Here is an 18580-nt window from a genome sequence, read left to right on the forward strand (position 1 = left end):
ATATTATAGATTAATTGTAAAGGGGGATAAAATTGATTCAACATAGAATTGAATGTGTAGATATTGGAAGTGAGTACTGTCCCTGTCATTTAGCAGAAACAAATGACTGTTTAATATGTTCTCATTTGCAAGGTAAAGAGTTTTGTGACTGCAATTGGAGAGGTGTATGTGTTTATCAAGAGTATGTTTGGAATGGAAACAAAAGTAAAAACTTAAGGAGTGAAACTGTTTGTAAAATAGAAGAAAAAATAGAATACAAAAGTAATTTAACAATATTAAAAATAAAAACATCAAGAACACTTTCAAGACAGTTAAAAGAACCGGGAGCTTATGTTTTTTTGAGAGATGTTAAATTACCACATTATTATGATGTACCAATGTCAGTTATGGACGCAGATGATATGAATGGATATATTTATATAGCATACCAAACTATAGGAGCTAAAACTAAAATGTTAAAGAAATTAAATAATGAAGTACTTGTTAGAGGACCGTTTTGGAATGGCTTGATAGGAATTAAATATATTAAAAGTACACGAAATAAAAATTGCTTAATTTTAGCAAGAGGAATAGCTCAGGCACCTACTTTAGCAGTTATTAGGAAGCTTGATAGAAATGGTTGTAACCTAAAAGTAATATTAGATAAAGGTAAAATTGGTGAAATATTTTTATCAAAGTACTTAAAAGATTTAGAAATAGATTATACTGAAATTGATTTAATGAAAAATGAAGGTAAATTATTAATTAATAATATTCTAGCTAAAGAAACTTATGAACTTGTTTATATTGGAGGTTCAGACTTACTACAAAAACATATTCTTAGCTTATTAGAAAAAAATAATTGTAATTCAAATCTTGTTATTACAAATAATGAAAAATTTTGTTGTGGAGAAGGGATTTGTGGTAGTTGTACTACTTTTACTGAAAATGGTGAATTAATAAAGACTTGTAAATCTCAAATGGATGTTAAAAAGACAGTTGAAAGGAGGAATATGCTTGGCTAGAATTATAGTAATTGGTGGGGGTTGGTCTGGTTGTGCAGCAGCAGTTACAGCTAAAAAAGCAGGTGGAGACGTAATTTTGATTGAAAAAACTGATATGCTACTAGGATTAGGCAATGTTGGAGGAATTATGAGAAATAACGGTAGATATACAGCTGCTGAAGAAAATATTTGTTTAGGAGGCCAAGAGTTATTCAACATAACAGATAAAGCTGCCAGACATGTTAATGTTAACTTTCCTGGACATAAACATGCAACATTATATGATGTAACTAAGGTTGAACCTATGGTAAGAAGATTTTTAGAAGAGATTGGAATTAAAATTTTGTTACAAAAAAGAGTTATTGACGTTGAAATGGATAATAAATCTATTAAAAGTGTAGTTCTATCAGATGATACAACTATTTCAGGTGATATATTTATTGAAACAACGGGTTCAACAGGACCTATGGGTAATTGCTTGAAATATGGAAATGGTTGTTCTATGTGTATTTTAAGATGTCCATCATTTGGGCCAAGAATAAGTATCAGTAAAAGAGCAGGTGTAGAAGACATATTAGGTCAAAGAGGAGATGAATCATATGGAGCTTTTAGTGGTTCATGTAAACTCAATAAGGAATCACTTAGTGAAGAAATCAGAGAGAAATTAAATAAAGAAGGAGTTGTTATATTACCTATTCCTAAAGAAGATATTAATTTTGATAAATTAAATTTAAAAGTTTGTCAACAATATGCTCTTAAGGATTTTGCAGAAAACATTATATTACTTGATACAGGACATGCAAAGTTAATGACTCCATATTATCCTTTAGAAAAATTAAGAAAAATAAAAGGTTTAGAAAATGCTAGATATGAGGATCCCTATTCAGGAGGTAAAGGTAATTCTATAAGATATTTATCAATTGCTCCAAGGAATAATGCAATGAAAGTTATAGGTATAGATAACTTATTATGTGCAGGAGAAAAATCAGGTTTATTTGTTGGTCATACGGAGGCAATAGTTACAGGTTCTTTAGCAGGACATAATAGTGTGAGGCTAAGCTTGGGAATGCCTTTACTTGAATTACCAAGAAATTTAGCAATAGGAGATTTAATAGCGTATGCAAATGAACAAATTAAAACAAAAGAAGGACTTAAAAAAAGATATACTTTTGCAGGTTCTGAATATTTTGAAAGGATGAAAGAAAAGGATTTATATACAATAGATAAAAAGGAAATTAAAAGGAGAGTACAAAGATTAGACTTATTAAATATTTACGAAGAGAAACTTTTGTGATATTTTTAATATAATAAAAGTTAGTTATAAGAAAAGATTTTGTTAAAATTTTTTATGTATTATAAATAAAAACTAAGGAAAAGGAGAAGGTTAATTTGAGGTTACAGAAGTACTTAGCTATGTGTGGAGTTGCATCTAGAAGAAAATCTGAAATGCTAATTTTACAAGGTAGAGTAAAAGTTAATGGTAAAGTAGTTGAAGAATTAGGTTATAAGATAGACCCTGACATTGATATAGTACTAGTTGATAATAAACGAATTATAAAAAAAGAGAATTATATTTATATAGCACTTAATAAACCTGAAGGTTATATTACAACTGTTAAGGACCAATTTAATCGACCTACTGTACTCGATTTAGTAAAGAGTATTAAAGAAAGGATATATCCTATTGGAAGGTTAGACTATGATACTTCAGGGTTATTACTTCTTACAAATGATGGAGATTTAACTTATAAATTAACTCATCCTAAGCATGAAATAGAAAAAGTTTACATTGCTAAAATTAAAGGAGTTCCTACTGAAAAAGAGTTAAATAAGTTTAGAAAGGGATTAAAAATTGATAATTATGTAACATCAAAAGCCAAAATAGAAGTGTTAAAGAAATATAATGATTATTCTATTGTAAAAATAACAATACACGAAGGAAAGAATAGACAGATTAGAAAAATGTGTAAAAAAATAAATCATCCTGTGATAAAATTAAAAAGAATAGCTATTGGGAAGATTGAATTAGGGAATTTAAAGAAGGGGAGTTGGCGTTATTTGAGTAAAGAGGAAATTTCATATTTAAAGGAGCTTTAGTCATTGTGACTTTGTCATAATGACTTTTTTTTCTTTAAAATGTAAAAATATTTGATATAATAAAATTGTTTAATATTTGATTTTTGGAGGTAAAAAATGATATCTGTAAAAAAAATAAATAAAAAAGAGGAATTATCAAAAGTAAATAAATTACTAGTTAAAAATGGATTTCAAGAAGAAAATGATTTAGAACAAATTATATATATTATGGAGGAAAATGAAGAACTCATTGGAGTAGCTAAGATTACAGTTATAAAAAACATTGGACTACTAAACTATCTAATTATAGATTCAAATAGGAGAGGAGAAAACTTAGGAGATTCTTTATTAAGATCTATATTAAATTATTGTGATTTAAATTCTATTAAGAAAATTTATTATCCTTATGAAAATTTATACTTACAGAAAAAGGGTTTTAAATTAGCTGATATAAATGAAAAAAATTGTTAAATTTGAATAATATCATTGCAAATAAATTAATAGTTTGTAATACTGAAGAGTTTTTTAAAAATAGCTGTCAAGCAAAAAGGAGATGCTGAAATGGCTAGAAAATACTTTACTAAAGCTACAGATATAGCTAAAAAAATAATAGAAGCTAGAGTGAAAGAAGGAGATGTTGTTATTGATGCTACTACAGGAAATGGTTATGATACAGTTTTTTTAGCAAAATTAGTTGGAAAAACTGGTAAAGTATATGGATTTGATATACAAAGTAAAGCTATCGAGAATACACAGGCTAAATTGAGAGATTCTATTTTATTGGATAGAGTAACACTTATAAAAGATAGCCATGAAAATATAGATAATTATGTAAAAGAAAAGGTAGATCTAGTGATTTTTAATTTGGGATATCTTCCTGGTGGGAATCATGAAATAACAACGAAACCTGATTCTACAATTGAAGCAATAAAGAAATCTTTAGATCTTTTAAAAGAAAACGGTATCATAGTCTTAGTAATATATCATGGTCATGAAATGGGTAAATTGGAAAAAAATAGTATAGAACGATTTGTTAGAGAATTAAATCAAAAAAAATATACAGTTATTAAGTTTGAGTTTATTAATCAGGTAAATAATCCGCCTTTAATTATTGCTATTGAAAAAAGTTTATAGGAGGTTGTTTAATGAGTAAAGTAAAAATTACAGAAACAATATTTAGAGATGCACATCAATCATTAATAGCTACAAGAATGAAAACTGAAGAAATGTTACCTATTGCAGAGAAACTTGATAGAGTAGGTTTTCATGCGCTAGAAGTTTGGGGAGGAGCTACATTTGATGCATGTTTAAGATTTTTAAATGAAGACCCATGGGAAAGATTAAGGAAAATTAGGAAAGCAATAAAAAATACTAAGTTACAAATGCTTTTAAGAGGGCAGAATTTATTAGGTTACAAACACTATCCAGACGACGTAGTGGAGGAATTTGTAAAAAAATCAATATATAATGGTATAGATATAGTAAGAATTTTTGATGCTTTAAACGATGTAAGAAACTTAGTTACAGCAGTTAATGCAACTAAAAAAGCAGGCGGACATGCTCAAACAGCGATATCATTCACTATAAGTCCTGTACATGATATAGATTATTATGTTAAAAAAGCTAAAGAAATGGAGGAAATTGGAGCTGATTCTATATGTATTAAAGATATGTCAGGAATACTGTTACCATATACAGCTGAAGAGTTGATAAGAAGAATAAAAGAAAAAGTAAATCTACCAATAGAATTACATTCTCACTTTACTAGTGGTATCGCTAACTTAACATATTTAAAAGCAATTGAAGCAGGTGTAGATATAATTGATACCGCAATTTCACCTTTTGCAATGGGAACAAGTCAACCTGCAACTGAATCTATGGTTGCATCTTTAAAAGATACTCCATATGATACTGGACTTGACTTAAATCTATTAAATGAAATAGCTGAATATTTTAAACCTATTAGAGACAAATATCTAAAAGAAGGCGTACTTAATCCTAAAGTTTTGGGGGTAAATGCCAAAACACTAACATATCAAGTACCAGGCGGAATGTTATCAAATTTAGTTTCACAGTTAGAGCAACAAGGTTCTTTAGACAAATTTGAAAAAGTTTTAGAAGAAGTACCTAAAGTCAGAGAAGATTTAGGTTATCCTCCATTAGTTACACCAATGAGTCAAATGGTAGGTACTCAAGCAGTATTTAATGTTATCTTAGGTGAAAGATATAAAATGGTACCTTCTGAAATAAAAAATTATGTAAAAGGATTATATGGTAGACCAACTATACCTATATCTGACGAAGTGAAAAAGAAAATAATTGGAGAAACAGAAGTTTATGAAGGTAGACCAGCTGATCTATTACAACCACAGCTAGAACAGTTAAAAAATGAGATTAAAGAATATATAGAACAGGAAGAAGATGTTCTAACATATGCTTTATTTCCACAAATTGCAATTAAATTCTTCCAGTATAGACAAATATATAAATATAAAATAGATAATACACTATTGGATATAGAAGAAAAAACATATCCAATATAAATATTAACAATCCTTATGAAGGTAAATAGTTGTTGGTTTGTTACTTGTATATTTGATTACTTTTACAACAGAATTATTAGGAATACTTTTGCCACATTTTAAGCAAACAAAATTGGATTTATTTAAGAATTGTATGGAGACCTCAGTTTTGAGGTTTCCATATTTTTCCCAACTTTTCCAACCCGTTTTACAAAGATGGCATCTGTTTTCATAATCTGCATATACCCATTTAAGTATTTTATGAAAGTGGAATGGATACTTTGTATATCTAATAAATGCCATAGGTAGTCCTAGTTTGATCATATATTCTTCAAATGTAGTTTCAATTTTAGTTTGTAATGGTTCGCCTATACTTACACTTTCATAATTATAATTTTTGTTATTTAACCATTTTCTAAGGTTATCAAACATATAACCTCTACATACAAGAATTTTTTCTTTTTTATCTACATTTAATTTTATGAATAAATCTTTAACTATAGTTACTACATGTTCTAAATAATATTTATTTTTAAAATTTTCTTTCGAATAGTATCTAATAGGTATAATATCGTAATAGAACTCACCAGTTTCAACTCTCATAGCCCCAATACAAGTTCCTCCAACAAGACTTCCACTACCTGCATCATCAATTTGTATCAAAATTATCACTCCTCAACTAACAATGACTAATAATATTATTATTTACATATGTAAAAATAATATTAGAAAGGGGATAAGCAATTGAAAATATTAGTTACAAATGATGATGGAATTTTTGCAAATGGTATAAAAGAAATATCAATTAAGCTTTCTGAAATTGCTGAAGTCATTGTAGTAGCACCAGATAGGGAAAGAAGTGCTATTGGCCATGCAATAACAATACATACACCTCTAAGAGTAGAAAAAACTGAAAATATAATACCTAATATAGAAGCATGGGCTATAAATGGAACACCTAGTGATTGTGTTAAAATAGCAGTTGAATCAATTATGAAGAAAAAACCAGACTTAATTGTATCAGGAATAAATAATGGTCCTAATTTAGGTACAGATGTAATTTACTCGGGTACAGTTTCAGCGGCTATTGAAGGCGCTATGCATAGCATACCTTCGGTTGCAATTTCTGCTTGTTTTTTTAATGGAAAAATAAATTATGAAAGTGTAGCAAAAATTTCTTGCAAAATTATAAAAAATTTAATTAAAAAAGATTTACCAAAAAATATTATTTTAAATATAAATGTGCCTTCATTACCTTTAGAACAAATTAAAGGTATTAAAATTACTGAGTTAGGAATAAGGAAATATAATAATAATTATGTTAAAAGAACAGATCCAAAAGGTAAAAATTATTATTGGTTATCTGGAGAGTTAATAGAAATTGAAAATAAAGATACAAGCGATATAGTAGCTATAGAAGAAGGCTTCATTTCTATAACTCCATTGCATTTTGATTTGACTGCTTACAATTATTTAGATGAATTGAAAAATTGGAAACTTAAAATGTAATATTTTATTAATTTTGCATAAAATGAAATAAAACTTGCAAAACGAATCAAAATGATTAAGAAAATGAAAAATAAATTGCAATACAGTATATATTTTGCTATTATAAAAATGAGAAAAAGTATAAAGGGGGTCTTAAAATGCCCACATCTATAACAAATAAAGAACTTATTATAAAAAAAGATTGGTGTAAAGGATGTGGAATTTGCGTAGAGTTTTGTCCAAAAGAAGTTTTAACATTAAAAAATGGTAAAGTTGAAATAATTAATTTAGATGCTTGTACAAAATGTGGTTTGTGTGAATTGAGATGTCCCGATTATGCAATATTTTTAGGGGGTAAAGAAAATGGAAAAAAAAGTTAAATTGATGCAAGGAAATGAAGCATGTGTTGAGGGAGCAATAGCTGCAGGTATGAGATTTTTTGCAGGTTACCCTATAACTCCTTCTACAGAAATAGCTGAATTTTCAGCTCAAAAATTACCTAGAGTTGGTGGTAAATTTATACAAATGGAAGATGAAATAGCTAGTATGGCTGCTATAATAGGTGCATCACTAACTGGTATGAAATCAATGACAGCAACTAGCGGACCTGGCTTTTCTTTAAAACAAGAGAATATTGGATATGCTTCTATTGCAGAAGTTCCATGTGTAATTGTGAATGTACAAAGGGGAGGACCTAGTACAGGGTTACCTACATCACCTGCTCAAGGAGATGTGATGCAAGCAAAATGGGGTACTCATGGAGATCATCCGATTATTGCTTTAACACCATCTTCTGTACGTGAAACTTTTGATTTAACTGTAAAGGCATTTAATTTATCTGAAAAATACAGAGTACCTGTAGTGTTGCTATTAGATGAAGTGATTGCACATATGAGAGAAAAGATAGAAATACCAAGTAAAGAAGAGATAGAGGTAATAAACAGAAAAAAACCAGAAGGCGATATAGAAGATTATAAGCCGTATGAGGCAAAAGATGAGGATTTAGTACCTGCAATGGCTTCTTATGGAGAAGGATATCGTTTTCATGTTACAGGTTTAATACATGACGAAACAGGTTTTCCAAGTAATAGTCCTTTAATAGCAGAAAAATTAATTAGAAGGTTAATCGATAAAATAGAAGTAAATAAAGAAGATATAATTTTATTTGAGGAATATAATTTAGAGGATGCTGAAATTGCAATAGTTGCATATGGAAGTACTGCTAGATCAGCTAAGAGTGCAATTGATATGGCCAGAGATATGGGAATTAAGGTTGGATTGTTTAGACCTGTTACAATTTGGCCTGTTGCTGATAAAGTGATTGATGAACTTTCTAAAAAAGTTAAGACAATAATAGTAGTTGAGATGAATTTAGGTCAATATGTTTATGAGATAGAAAGAATTGCAAGTAAAAATTGTAATATTATAAGTTATGGTAGAGTTAATGGGGAATTGATAACTCCTGATGAAATCTTGGATAAAATTAAGGAGGTTTAAACTGTGTCTAGCGAACTTGTTAAAAAATACTTCAGATATAATAGATTACCTCATATATGGTGTCCTGGTTGCGGTCATGGAATAATTTTAAGATCAGTTGTAGAAGCTATTGATGAACTTGGTTATAGTAAAGATGAGATTTGTATAGTTTCAGGTATAGGATGTTCTTCAAGAGCTCCTGGTTATTTAGATTTTAATACACTTCATACAACTCATGGTAGAGCCTTAGCTTTTGCAACAGGCATAAAAATGGCTAATCCAAATCTAAAGGTGATTGTTATAACTGGTGATGGAGATTGTGCTGCAATTGGAGGTAATCATTTAATTCATGCAGCAAGAAGAAATATAGATATCACTACAATTGTATTTAATAATAATATATATGGAATGACTGGAGGACAATATTCACCAACTACACCACAGGGAGAAAAAGGTACAACAGCTCCATACGGAAATATCGATAAAAATTTCAATTTATGTGAACTAGCAAAGGCTGCTGGAGCTACCTATGTTGGTAGATCTACTGCATATCATGCAAAATTAATTACTAAATTAGTTAAAGATGCTATACAAAATAAAGGATTTTCTTTTGTAGAAGCAGTAAGTGTATGTCCTACTTATTATGGTAGAAAAAACAAAAAGGGAAATGCAGTTAATATGATGAAATTCTTGAAAGACAATGCAGTTAACGTAAAAGCTGCGAAGCTTCTAGATGAGGAACAGTTAAAAGGAAAATTTCTTATTGGAGAACTATATAAATCTATTGAACCTGAATATACTGATGAGTACAATAAAATTATAAATAGTTTCCAGAAGGAGAGATAGTATGTCAAAGAGAATTGAGTTTAGATTAAGTGGAGCAGGAGGACAAGGTCTAATATTAGCAGGTATTATACTAGCAGAAGCAGCTTTAAGAGATAACAAAAATGCAGTACAAACTCAGTCATATGGACCTGAAGCTAGGGGTGGAGCAAGTAAATCTGAAGTAATAATAAGTGATAGTGAAATAAATTACCCTAAAGTAAGAGAAAGCGATGTACTATTAGCTTTAACGCAAGCTGCTTGTGATAAATATATAGAAAATTTAAAAGATAATGGTATACTTATAGTAGATGAACATGTTGAAATTAAAGATAAAAAAAATATAAATATTTATAAATATCCTATTTTACGAACTGCTTCGGAAATACTAGGTAATAAAATGGTTTCTAATATAGTTGCTTTAGGAGTTATACATGGTATTACTAATGTAGTTTCAGTAGATTCATTAAGAGAAGCGATATTAGAAAGAGTTCCTAGAGGTACAGAAGAGCTAAATAAAAGAGCTTTTGAAGAAGGTTTAAGTTTAGTTAATAATTAAAATAGGGAATGATAGTATGGAGGAAAAAAATAAAGATTTAATTACTTTAATACAAATTAATTTTCCAAGATTAAGTAAAGGACAGAAATTAATAGCAGAATATATATTAAACCATTACGATAAAGCAGCTTTTATGACTGCATCAAAACTTGGAGAAATGGTAGGGGTTAGTGAATCAACTGTTGTAAGGTTTGCAAATGCATTAGGTTTTTCTGGTTATCCGAGTTTACAAAGAGCTTTACAAGAATTAATTAAAAATAAACTTACAACAGTACAAAGATTGAGTATGTCTAATAATTATTCAGACAATAGTACTTTATTAAAAAAGATACTAAAAGCAGACATGGATAATATAAGAAGTACAATAGAAGAAATAAGCAACGATGAATTTGAAAAGGTTGTAGATTGTATTTATAATGCAAATAGAGTTTATATAATAGGATTGAGAAGTTCAACAACTTTAGCAAATTATTTAGGTTTTTACCTTAGTTTAATTTTGGATAATGTAAAGGTTGTAACCTATGGTATAAGCGATATATTTGAGCAATTACTCAGGGTGAATAAGGGTGATGTTGTAATTGGTATCAGTTATCCTCGATACTCAAGAAGAACACTAGAAGCTTTGAACTATGTGAAAGAGCAAGAGTGTAAGATTATAGGAATTACAGATAGCTTTCTTTCACCATTATCAGGAATAGCTGATTATACGTTAATAGCTAAAAGCAATATGATTTCTTTTGTCGATTCTTTAGTAGCACCACTTAGTTTAATAAATGCATTAATAATTGCGATCGGAATGAGAGAAAAAAATGAAATAACTCAATATTTTCAAAAATTAGAAAGACTTTGGGATGAATATAATGTATATGATTGTAAAGATAAAAAAGATTTATTTTAAAAATATTAGCTGGCAAAGGCCAGCTTTTAGTTATATTTTTATATCAAATAAGAGTTTATCATAATTGATAACCTAAACATAAAAATTAAAACTTATTAGAAAGGCTGATTTCATGAAAAAAATTATTATTACAAGACACGGTCAAACAAATTGGAATTTATTGGGTAAAGTGCAGGGACAAAAAGATATTGAACTAAACGAAATTGGTATAAAACAAGCTAAAAAACTTGCATTTAAACTTTCTAAAGAAAAAATTGATATAATTTATACTAGTGACCTAAAAAGATCATATCAAACAGCTAAAATAATTTCTGATATTACAAAAACTAATATTATTATTGATAGAAATTTAAGAGAAATTTATTTTGGTAGTTGGCAAGGTTTAACATTATCTGACATTAAAAAAGATTTCAATAAAGAATATATAATTTGGAGAACAGAACCTCATAAACTAAACTTACCAGGAGCTGAAAAATTAATAGAAGTACAGGAAAGAATGAAAAAAATAATTAATAATGTACTACATTCTGACTATCAAAATATTTTAATAGTTTCACATGCTACTGCAATTAAAGCATTAATTTTAGGAATTTTAGATATAGATTTAGCAAAATTTAATAATATAAAAATAGACAATACAAGTATATCTATTATAGAATATCATAGTACAGGCCCAGTAATTAAATTATTGAACGATACTTGTCATTTGAAGGAGGACTAAAATGGAAGTAGTAGCTGTCATTGGAGCTGGTCCTGCTGGAATTTTAGCTGCAGGAACTGCTTCTAAAAAAGGTAAAAAAGTTTTTCTATTTGAGAGAAATTCTAATATAGGCAAGAAACTGCTTATTACAGGTAATGGTAGATGCAATATTACAAATAAATGTGATATTGAAAATTTTATTAGAAATGTTGTTAACAATAATAGCTTTATGTATAGTGCATTTTACAATTTTACAAACATTGATACCATAAATTTACTTGAATATTTAGGAGTTCAAATTAAATCAGAAAGAGATAATAGATGCTTTCCAAAATCGAATAAAGCAATTGATATAATAAATGCTTTTAATAAATATTTATTATTTAATAATGTAACTATTCTTAAGAATACTAGGGTTAAAGATATAACATTAAATGAAAATGGCACTTTTACTATTTATTTAAGCAATAAGAAATCTTTAACCTTTAATAAAGTAATTTTAGCAACAGGAGGTAAGTCTTATCCACAAACGGGCTCTACAGGTGATGGATACATTTTTGCAAATAAACTTGGTCATACAATTATTGAGCCAAAGCCTGCTTTGGTACCGATAAAGCTAAAAGATGCAGGGATAAAAAAATTACAAGGTATATCTTTGAACAATGTAAAACTAACAGCCTATTTAAACAATAAAAAAATACATGAACAAACTGGCGAAGTGGTTTTTACACATTTTGGTATATCTGGTCCTGCAACCCTCTCTTTAAGTAGTTATATCAATAAATATTCAATTGATAGGATAAATTTAGAAATAGATTTTTTACCAGATTATAATTTTGAATATTTAGAAAACTTGCTTAGTTCTTTATTTGCAAAACATCAACAAAAAAATATCTGTAATACTCTTTGTGAAATATTACCTAAAAAAATTATAATCTACTTATTAGATTCTTTGAAAATTTCATTTGACAAGAAAACAAATAATATAACCAAAGATGAAAGATACAAGATAATAAATAGTCTAAAAAAGCTTAGTTTGAACTACAATGGATTAAGAAGTATTGAACATGCAATTGTTACATCTGGCGGAGTTTCTACAAAAGAAATAAATCCATCAACTATGGAATCTAAATTAATAAAAGGTCTTTTTTTCGCCGGTGAAATTATCGATGTAGATGCTTTAACTGGGGGGTTCAATATACAAATAGCTTTGTCTACAGGTTACTTAGCAGGTCTAAATTGTTAATTATATAAACCTTATTGAGTAGAATTCTGTTATAATATATAATAAAAAAGGAAGCGGGGTTGTTATGTCTATAGTAGCAATTCGAGGAGCTATTACAGTTAATAATAATACAAAGGAAGATATTATTAAATTTACAAAGAAACTTTTAAAAGAAATAATAAAACAAAATAATATTGATAAATCAAATGTAATTAGCATTTTATTTTCTGCAACTAAAGATTTGAACAAGGCATATCCTGCAATAGCAGCTAGAGAATTAGGGTTTAATAATTGTGGATTAATGTGTTTTCAAGAAATGGATGTTGAAGGTAGTCTAAACAAATGTATTAGAGTACTTTTATTTTTAAAAAGCAATTTAGATCAAACTTGTATTAAACATATTTATCTAGAGAAAGCAAGTAAACTTAGGCCAGATTTAAATTAATTCCATTTTTAGTAGTTATAAGGAGGTAAAATATGAACAAAATTGTAATTGCAATAGATGGTCCAGCAGGTGCAGGAAAAAGTACTATAGCTAAAATTATTGCAAAAGAATTAAATATAAATTATGTAGATACAGGAGCAATGTATAGAGCTTTGACTTTAAAAGCCTTGAAAAATAAAATAAATTTTAATGATAAAGATTCATTAATTTCCTTATTAGATAACACTGATATTGATTATTATAATAATCATATTTATTTAGATGGTAAAATAGTTGATAATGAAATAAGAAATAATGAAGTTAGTAGAAATGTTTCTAAAATAGCTAAAGTAAAAGAAATTAGAGTAAAATTAGTAGAAATCCAAAGAAAAATAGCTAGCAATAAAAGTGTAGTTATGGACGGAAGAGACATTGGAAGTTATGTCTTACCAAATGCTGATTTCAAATTTTATGTAACTGCCTCAGTTGACGAAAGAAGCTATAGAAGATATAAAGAACTTATTTCTAAAAATGTTAAAATTTCTTTTGAACAAGTTAAAGAAGAAATAAAACAAAGAGATGAAATTGATAAGAACAGAGAATTTTCACCTTTAATTAAAAGTAAAGATGCTATTTTAATTGATACTACTAAAAGAACTGTTGAAGAATGTGTTAATGAAATATTAAATATTATAAAGAAAGGAATGTAAAATATGTCTTTTTATAACTTTGCAAAGAAGACATTATCGTTATTTATGAATGTTTTTTTTAGAATAGAAGTTACTGGCAAACATAATTTCACTGAAAATAAATTAATTGTTTGTTCCAATCACATAAGTTTATTAGATCCTATTCTAGTAGGTATAATATCTCCTAGAAAAATATATTTTATGGCAAAAAAAGAATTATTTGAAAATAAAATTTTAAATAAAATTATTACAAAATTAGGAGCATTTCCAGTTGACAGAAGAAAAGGAGATATTTCTGCAATAAAAAAGTCTTTAAAAGTATTAAATGAAGGTAATGTTTTAGGTATTTTTCTAGAAGGCACTAGAGTTAAAAACGAAAATATAGAAAATGCAAAACCAGGAGTTGCTATGATTGCAATCAAAAGCAAATGCAAAGTATTACCAATTTACATAGACACTAATTACAGATTATTTTCCAAAGTTAAAGTCATTATAGGTGAACCAATTTCCTTTGATGAATTTTATGATAAAAAACTAAATATTGATAATTATAAAAAAATTAGTCAAAACATATTAAAAAGAATTTACGCACTAAAATAATTTGATAGGAGAGATATAATGGATTTACTTATTGCAAAAAACTCGGGTTTTTGCTTTGGAGTTGAAAAAGCAGTAAAGACCACATTACATACACTAGATGAAAATAAATACAATGTTTTTTCACTGGGACCAATTATACATAATGAACAAGTTATTAATTTACTTGAAAGAAAAGGTTTAAAAATAATTAATAACATTAAGGATGTTAATAAAGGTAAAGTAATAATTAGATCACATGGAGTTCCTTTAGATGTTTATTCATATGCAAAAAATATTGGATTAGAATTGATTGATTGTACATGTCCTTTTGTAAGAAATGTCCAGAAAAAAGCTAATGAGTTCTTTAACAATGGCTATACAATTGTTATAATTGGCAATCCAAAACATCCAGAAGTTATAGGAATTAATGGTTGGTGTGATAATCAAGCAATAATTGTAAATTCTGAGTACGATTTAAATAAAGTTCCTCTCAGTGATAAATTATGTATAGTATCTCAAACAACAATGACTTTAGAAAAATTTCAAAAACTATCTCAATTAGTACAAGAAAAAGGTAAATTAGTAAAGATTTTTAATACTATATGTAACGCTACAAAGCTAAGACAAGAATCTACAAAAGAAATTGCTAAAAAAGTAAATGCTATGATAGTTATAGGTGGTCACCATAGTTCTAATACCCGTAAATTAGCAGAAATAAGTAAAAAATACTGTCACAATGTATATCATATAGAAACTTTAGGTGAATTACCTTTTAATAAACTTAAAAATTTCAAAATGATTGGAATTACTGCTGGTGCTTCAACACCTGATTGGATTATTGAAGATATTGTAAATAATCTAAAAAATATGTCTAGTAAATTATAAAACTAGTTATCTAATAAAAACAATAGAACTCACATGTATAATTTTTTTATAAAAGACAATAATATCTAATGAACCTCATTAATATCAAGACCCCCTTTACATTCATAATGTGGCATATTGCCACATTTTTTTTTATGTGATAGAATTACATTGATTAAATTTTTAAGCAAAGGGGACAGAAATGGATAAGTATGAGATTTTCAAAAAAGATTTTTATAAAATAACCGGCATCGATTTAAATTATTATAAAGAGAAACAAATGAAGAGAAGACTTACTTCTTTATTAAAAAGAAATAATTTTTCTGATTTTGACGATTATTTAATAGGTATTAAGACAAATAGTAAACTTCTGAATGAACTTCTTAATTATCTCACCATAAATGTTTCAGAGTTTTTTAGAAACCCAGATCAATGGCATGTTTTAGAAAAAGATATTATACCAAAACTAATCAAAAATAATGGTAAAATAAAAGTTTGGAGCAGTGCTTGTTCTACAGGAGAAGAACCTTATTCATTAGTAATGCTACTAACAAAATTTTTCCCTTTAAAAGATATAAGTATATTAGCTACAGATATTGATGAAAGTGCAATTCAAAAAGCGAAAATTGGAATTTATGATGAAAAAAGTTTAAAAAATGTGCCATATGAATATAAAAACAAATATTTTATTAAAATAGGAAATACATATAAAATAGATGATAAAATCAAGCAATGTGTTAATTTTAAAAAACTCAATCTGTTAAGTGATAACTTTCCTAAAGGACTTCATTTGATTTTGTGTAGGAACGTTATGATTTATTTTACTGAAGAAGCTAAAACAAAACTTTATAAGAAATTTTACGAATCACTTACAGATGACGGTGTATTTTTTGTCGGTAATACCGAACATATAATTTTACCAGATAAATATAATTTAAAACCAATAAAATCATTTTTTTATAGTAAATTGTAGATTATTAGCACAACTAGAAATTATATCTAGTTGTGCTTTCTATTTTAAACTTTGTTATCTGATATTATAAAATTAAGAAGGAATTACTTCAAAATTGAAGAATAAATCAATTATAATTTATTAGGGGGAGTGGTAAATGATAGATACTAAAAGAAAATATTCTATTTCTGAAGTTTCAGAAATAACTGGATATCCTCAACACGTACTTAGATTTTATGAAAAAGAATTTAAACTAAATATCCCAAGAACTAAATCTAATCATAGATATTACACATACAAAGAAATAGAAAAAATTAATTATATTAAAGAATTACAAAACAAAGGTTTTACAAACAAACAGATTAAAATTATTCTAAATTCTCCTGAAGAACTTATACCAAATAGCCATGATGAAACTGCAATTACATCAGTAACTTTTCAATCAAATGATATAAGTAACGGAAAAAACTTTATTGTTGAATTTCAAAATAATTTACTAGAAAAAATCCAAGAAACTCTAAATCAGAATAATATTAATAATATAGAAATTTTAAAAGAGCTTAAAACAGAAATTGAACAGTTGAAACATGAGATTAAAAATAAAGAACGTGATGTATTAATTTGTGAAAATGCTAAATTGAAAATGAAATTAAAAGAAAAGTCATATGAAGTTGCAGAATTAAAAGAAAAACTCAAACGTGAAAGAGAAGCTAATAAAAGTATTTTTAAAAAAATATTTAAAAGAAAATAGAAATTACTTATTTTGAATAATATATAGTAATTTGGTAGAATTATAATGTATGGGAACAATATTACGGCTATGGAGGATAAATATGAACATTGAAGAAATCAAGTTACAATTAGATAAAAACTCAGACCAGCATTTATATATACAATTATATAGTAAAATAAAAAAATTAATTTTAAATGGTACTTTAAAACCTCATACAAAATTACCTCCTATAAGAAAATTAGCTGAAAAATTAAATGTAAATAATATAACTATTGTTAGCGCTTATAACTTACTCCAAAAAGAAAACCTAGTTTATAAAAAAGTTGGAAGCGGTACATTTGTTAACATAATAAATTATGATACAAATATAGAAGTTGACTATAAACAATATTTTCATTCTTTAGACAAGGCAAATATAAATCATTATATACATGACTCTGAAAATATCATTGATTTTTCAAATACAACTCCAACAAATGATCTTTTTCCTGTTGAAGATTTTAAATATGTCATTAACTTGGTTTTAGACAGAGATAAAGGAAATGCATTTAAATACCAAGAAAGCCAAGGGTACTATCCTTTAAGAGAAACTATAAAAAACTATTTATCTAATTACAAGATTAATTGTGATACTAGTAATATTCAAATTATTTCTGGAGCGCAACAGGGAATAGATATTCTTTCTAAAGCATTAATAGATTACGGAGATATAGTTTTTACAGAAAGTCCAACTTACACAGGAGCTATTGCAGCTTTTAAATCAAGAACAGCTAAAATTATAGAAATTCCTATTAAAAATGATGGTATTGATCTAAATTATTTAGAAAATAAACTTAGAAGCTTTAGACCTAAATTCATTTATGTTATGCCTAACTTCCAAAATCCAACAGGTTATACTTATTCTAAATCAAAAAAACTAAAGCTATTAGAATTAGCTAATAAATATAATACATTAGTAGTTGAAGATGATTACCTAAATGACCTTTCATTTAATAATGAATACCCAGAGACATTAAAATCACTAGACGAAAACAATAGAGTTATTTACATTAAAAGTTTTTCTAAAACTTTCATGCCTGGATTAAGATTGGGTTTTATGATAATACCTATGTCAATACAAAAAGAAATACTTATAGCAAAACATATATCTGACATATCTACATCTGGTCTTATGCAAAGAGCTTTAGATTTATATATTAAAATGGGTTTATTTAAAAAGCACATTGATGAAATTAATAAAATATACAAAAAAAGATTTGATATAATGGTTAAGAGTTTATCAAATTATATACCTAAACAAATTGGTTATTCTATACCTAAAGGTGGTTTGAATTTCTGGCTTTCATTACCACATGGTTATTTAAGTGATGAGCTACATGAACTATGCTTTAAAAAAGGAATACTTATAACCCCTGGTTCAATATTTTATGCTAATAAAATCAAAAGTAATTCTTTTAGAATTAGTATTGCATCAGTTCATGAATCTATAATAGAAGCTGGTATTTGTCAACTTTCTGAAATAATAAATGACCTACTTAATAAATCAAATGTTAATAAATACCATTTTAATCCTCTAACTCATTTATAATC

The 18580-nt window shown here is 27.2% G+C and carries 22 protein-coding genes; 21 read left to right on the top strand and 1 reads right to left on the bottom strand.

The window, feature by feature from the left end; all coding sequences use genetic code 11:
* The first annotated feature begins 32 nt into the window (after positions 1 to 32).
* The 6 genes from BFN48_RS03755 to BFN48_RS03780 all read left to right on the top strand — a co-directional run bounded on the left by BFN48_RS03755 (position 33) and on the right by BFN48_RS03780 (position 5602).
* Positions 33 to 1004 (top strand): sulfide/dihydroorotate dehydrogenase-like FAD/NAD-binding protein, encoded by a 972-nt coding sequence (locus BFN48_RS03755; RefSeq protein WP_207644685.1) that lies wholly within the window; start codon positions 33 to 35, stop codon positions 1002 to 1004.
* Complete coding sequence (locus BFN48_RS03760; RefSeq protein ID WP_069649508.1) at positions 997 to 2277, top strand: FAD-dependent oxidoreductase; 1281 nt, start codon at positions 997 to 999, stop codon at positions 2275 to 2277. The genes BFN48_RS03755 and BFN48_RS03760 overlap by 8 nt, the downstream gene beginning before the upstream one ends.
* Positions 2278 to 2372: 95 nt before the next feature.
* Complete coding sequence (locus BFN48_RS03765) at positions 2373 to 3080, top strand: pseudouridine synthase (protein ID WP_083238773.1); 708 nt, start codon at positions 2373 to 2375, stop codon at positions 3078 to 3080.
* Positions 3081 to 3176: 96 nt separating this feature from the next.
* The gene (locus tag BFN48_RS03770; protein ID WP_069649509.1) at positions 3177 to 3530 is read left to right on the top strand and encodes a GNAT family N-acetyltransferase; all 354 of its coding nucleotides are present in this window, start codon (positions 3177 to 3179) and stop codon (positions 3528 to 3530) included.
* 90 nt (positions 3531 to 3620) lie between these two features.
* Positions 3621 to 4193: a tRNA 5-(aminomethyl)-2-thiouridylate-methyltransferase MnmM gene (mnmM, locus tag BFN48_RS03775; RefSeq protein ID WP_069649510.1), complete on the top strand. Its 573-nt coding sequence runs from the start codon at positions 3621 to 3623 to the stop codon at positions 4191 to 4193.
* Between the two features lie 11 nt (positions 4194 to 4204).
* The gene (locus BFN48_RS03780) at positions 4205 to 5602 is read left to right on the top strand and encodes an oxaloacetate decarboxylase subunit alpha (RefSeq protein ID WP_069649511.1); all 1398 of its coding nucleotides are present in this window, start codon (positions 4205 to 4207) and stop codon (positions 5600 to 5602) included.
* A 3-nt stretch (positions 5603 to 5605) separates the two neighbouring features.
* Here BFN48_RS03780 and BFN48_RS03785 read toward each other — a convergent pair whose 3' ends face one another.
* Positions 5606 to 6253 carry a hypothetical protein gene (locus tag BFN48_RS03785; RefSeq protein WP_423230233.1) on the bottom strand — a complete coding sequence of 216 codons (648 nt, stop codon included), beginning with the start codon at positions 6251 to 6253 and terminating at the stop codon, positions 5606 to 5608.
* Between the two features lie 72 nt (positions 6254 to 6325).
* Here BFN48_RS03785 and surE point away from each other — a divergent pair, with 72 nt between their 5' ends.
* The 15 genes from surE to pdxR all read left to right on the top strand — a co-directional run bounded on the left by surE (position 6326) and on the right by pdxR (position 18578).
* Entirely contained in the window at positions 6326 to 7090 is a 765-nt protein-coding gene (gene surE / locus BFN48_RS03790) for a 5'/3'-nucleotidase SurE (protein ID WP_069649513.1), read from the top strand.
* 137 nt (positions 7091 to 7227) lie between these two features.
* A complete protein-coding gene (locus tag BFN48_RS03795; protein ID WP_069649514.1) occupies positions 7228 to 7449 on the top strand; it encodes a 4Fe-4S dicluster domain-containing protein in 222 nt (73 codons plus the stop codon).
* On the top strand, positions 7433 to 8566 hold the full coding sequence (locus tag BFN48_RS03800; protein ID WP_069649515.1) for a 2-oxoacid:acceptor oxidoreductase subunit alpha: 1134 nt from the start codon (positions 7433 to 7435) through the stop codon (positions 8564 to 8566). Before BFN48_RS03795 ends, BFN48_RS03800 begins: the two co-directional genes overlap by 17 nt.
* Positions 8567 to 8569: 3 nt before the next feature.
* A complete protein-coding gene (locus tag BFN48_RS03805) occupies positions 8570 to 9391 on the top strand; it encodes a 2-oxoacid:ferredoxin oxidoreductase subunit beta (protein WP_069649516.1) in 822 nt (273 codons plus the stop codon).
* 1 nt (position 9392) lies between these two features.
* Positions 9393 to 9926: a 2-oxoacid:acceptor oxidoreductase family protein gene (locus tag BFN48_RS03810; RefSeq protein ID WP_069649517.1), complete on the top strand. Its 534-nt coding sequence runs from the start codon at positions 9393 to 9395 to the stop codon at positions 9924 to 9926.
* A 16-nt stretch (positions 9927 to 9942) separates the two neighbouring features.
* A complete protein-coding gene (locus BFN48_RS03815) occupies positions 9943 to 10824 on the top strand; it encodes a MurR/RpiR family transcriptional regulator (RefSeq protein WP_069649518.1) in 882 nt (293 codons plus the stop codon).
* 112 nt (positions 10825 to 10936) lie between these two features.
* Positions 10937 to 11545, top strand: coding sequence for a histidine phosphatase family protein (locus BFN48_RS03820; protein WP_069649519.1), 609 nt, complete (start codon positions 10937 to 10939; stop codon positions 11543 to 11545).
* Between the two features lies 1 nt (position 11546).
* On the top strand, positions 11547 to 12770 hold the full coding sequence (locus BFN48_RS03825) for a BaiN/RdsA family NAD(P)/FAD-dependent oxidoreductase (protein ID WP_069649520.1): 1224 nt from the start codon (positions 11547 to 11549) through the stop codon (positions 12768 to 12770).
* Positions 12771 to 12834: 64 nt separating this feature from the next.
* Entirely contained in the window at positions 12835 to 13194 is a 360-nt protein-coding gene (gene aroH / locus BFN48_RS03830; protein ID WP_069649521.1) for a chorismate mutase, read from the top strand.
* 32 nt (positions 13195 to 13226) lie between these two features.
* Positions 13227 to 13883, top strand: a complete 657-nt coding sequence (gene cmk, locus BFN48_RS03835; RefSeq protein WP_069649522.1) for a (d)CMP kinase — start codon at positions 13227 to 13229, stop codon at positions 13881 to 13883.
* A 45-nt stretch (positions 13884 to 13928) separates the two neighbouring features.
* Positions 13929 to 14462, top strand: a complete 534-nt coding sequence (locus tag BFN48_RS03840) for a lysophospholipid acyltransferase family protein (RefSeq protein ID WP_242863202.1) — start codon at positions 13929 to 13931, stop codon at positions 14460 to 14462.
* An 18-nt stretch (positions 14463 to 14480) separates the two neighbouring features.
* A complete protein-coding gene (gene ispH / locus BFN48_RS03845) occupies positions 14481 to 15326 on the top strand; it encodes a 4-hydroxy-3-methylbut-2-enyl diphosphate reductase (protein WP_069649524.1) in 846 nt (281 codons plus the stop codon).
* Positions 15327 to 15507: 181 nt separating this feature from the next.
* Positions 15508 to 16278, top strand: coding sequence for a CheR family methyltransferase (locus BFN48_RS03850; protein ID WP_069649525.1), 771 nt, complete (start codon positions 15508 to 15510; stop codon positions 16276 to 16278).
* Between the two features lie 136 nt (positions 16279 to 16414).
* Entirely contained in the window at positions 16415 to 17008 is a 594-nt protein-coding gene (locus tag BFN48_RS03855; RefSeq protein WP_069649526.1) for a helix-turn-helix domain-containing protein, read from the top strand.
* Between the two features lie 82 nt (positions 17009 to 17090).
* Positions 17091 to 18578, top strand: a complete 1488-nt coding sequence (gene pdxR, locus BFN48_RS03860; RefSeq protein ID WP_069649527.1) for a MocR-like pyridoxine biosynthesis transcription factor PdxR — start codon at positions 17091 to 17093, stop codon at positions 18576 to 18578.
* The last annotated feature ends 2 nt before the right edge of the window (positions 18579 to 18580 follow it).

This window comes from Caloranaerobacter ferrireducens (genome assembly GCF_001730685.1).
GTDB lineage: Bacteria > Bacillota > Clostridia > Tissierellales > Thermohalobacteraceae > Caloranaerobacter > Caloranaerobacter ferrireducens.

Coding starts and splice junctions, on each gene's coding strand:
- pdxR (WP_069649527.1), top strand. CDS start 17,091: ATGAACATTGAAGAAATCAAGTTACAATTAGATAAAAACTCAGACCAG.
- BFN48_RS03825 (WP_069649520.1), top strand. CDS start 11,547: ATGGAAGTAGTAGCTGTCATTGGAGCTGGTCCTGCTGGAATTTTAGCT.
- BFN48_RS03800 (WP_069649515.1), top strand. CDS start 7,433: ATGGAAAAAAAAGTTAAATTGATGCAAGGAAATGAAGCATGTGTTGAG.
- mnmM (WP_069649510.1), top strand. CDS start 3,621: ATGGCTAGAAAATACTTTACTAAAGCTACAGATATAGCTAAAAAAATA.
- BFN48_RS03770 (WP_069649509.1), top strand. CDS start 3,177: ATGATATCTGTAAAAAAAATAAATAAAAAAGAGGAATTATCAAAAGTA.
- cmk (WP_069649522.1), top strand. CDS start 13,227: ATGAACAAAATTGTAATTGCAATAGATGGTCCAGCAGGTGCAGGAAAA.
- BFN48_RS03850 (WP_069649525.1), top strand. CDS start 15,508: ATGGATAAGTATGAGATTTTCAAAAAAGATTTTTATAAAATAACCGGC.
- aroH (WP_069649521.1), top strand. CDS start 12,835: ATGTCTATAGTAGCAATTCGAGGAGCTATTACAGTTAATAATAATACA.
- BFN48_RS03810 (WP_069649517.1), top strand. CDS start 9,393: ATGTCAAAGAGAATTGAGTTTAGATTAAGTGGAGCAGGAGGACAAGGT.
- BFN48_RS03780 (WP_069649511.1), top strand. CDS start 4,205: ATGAGTAAAGTAAAAATTACAGAAACAATATTTAGAGATGCACATCAA.
- BFN48_RS03820 (WP_069649519.1), top strand. CDS start 10,937: ATGAAAAAAATTATTATTACAAGACACGGTCAAACAAATTGGAATTTA.
- BFN48_RS03855 (WP_069649526.1), top strand. CDS start 16,415: ATGATAGATACTAAAAGAAAATATTCTATTTCTGAAGTTTCAGAAATA.
- BFN48_RS03840 (WP_242863202.1), top strand. CDS start 13,929: ATGAATGTTTTTTTTAGAATAGAAGTTACTGGCAAACATAATTTCACT.
- ispH (WP_069649524.1), top strand. CDS start 14,481: ATGGATTTACTTATTGCAAAAAACTCGGGTTTTTGCTTTGGAGTTGAA.
- BFN48_RS03815 (WP_069649518.1), top strand. CDS start 9,943: ATGGAGGAAAAAAATAAAGATTTAATTACTTTAATACAAATTAATTTT.
- BFN48_RS03795 (WP_069649514.1), top strand. CDS start 7,228: ATGCCCACATCTATAACAAATAAAGAACTTATTATAAAAAAAGATTGG.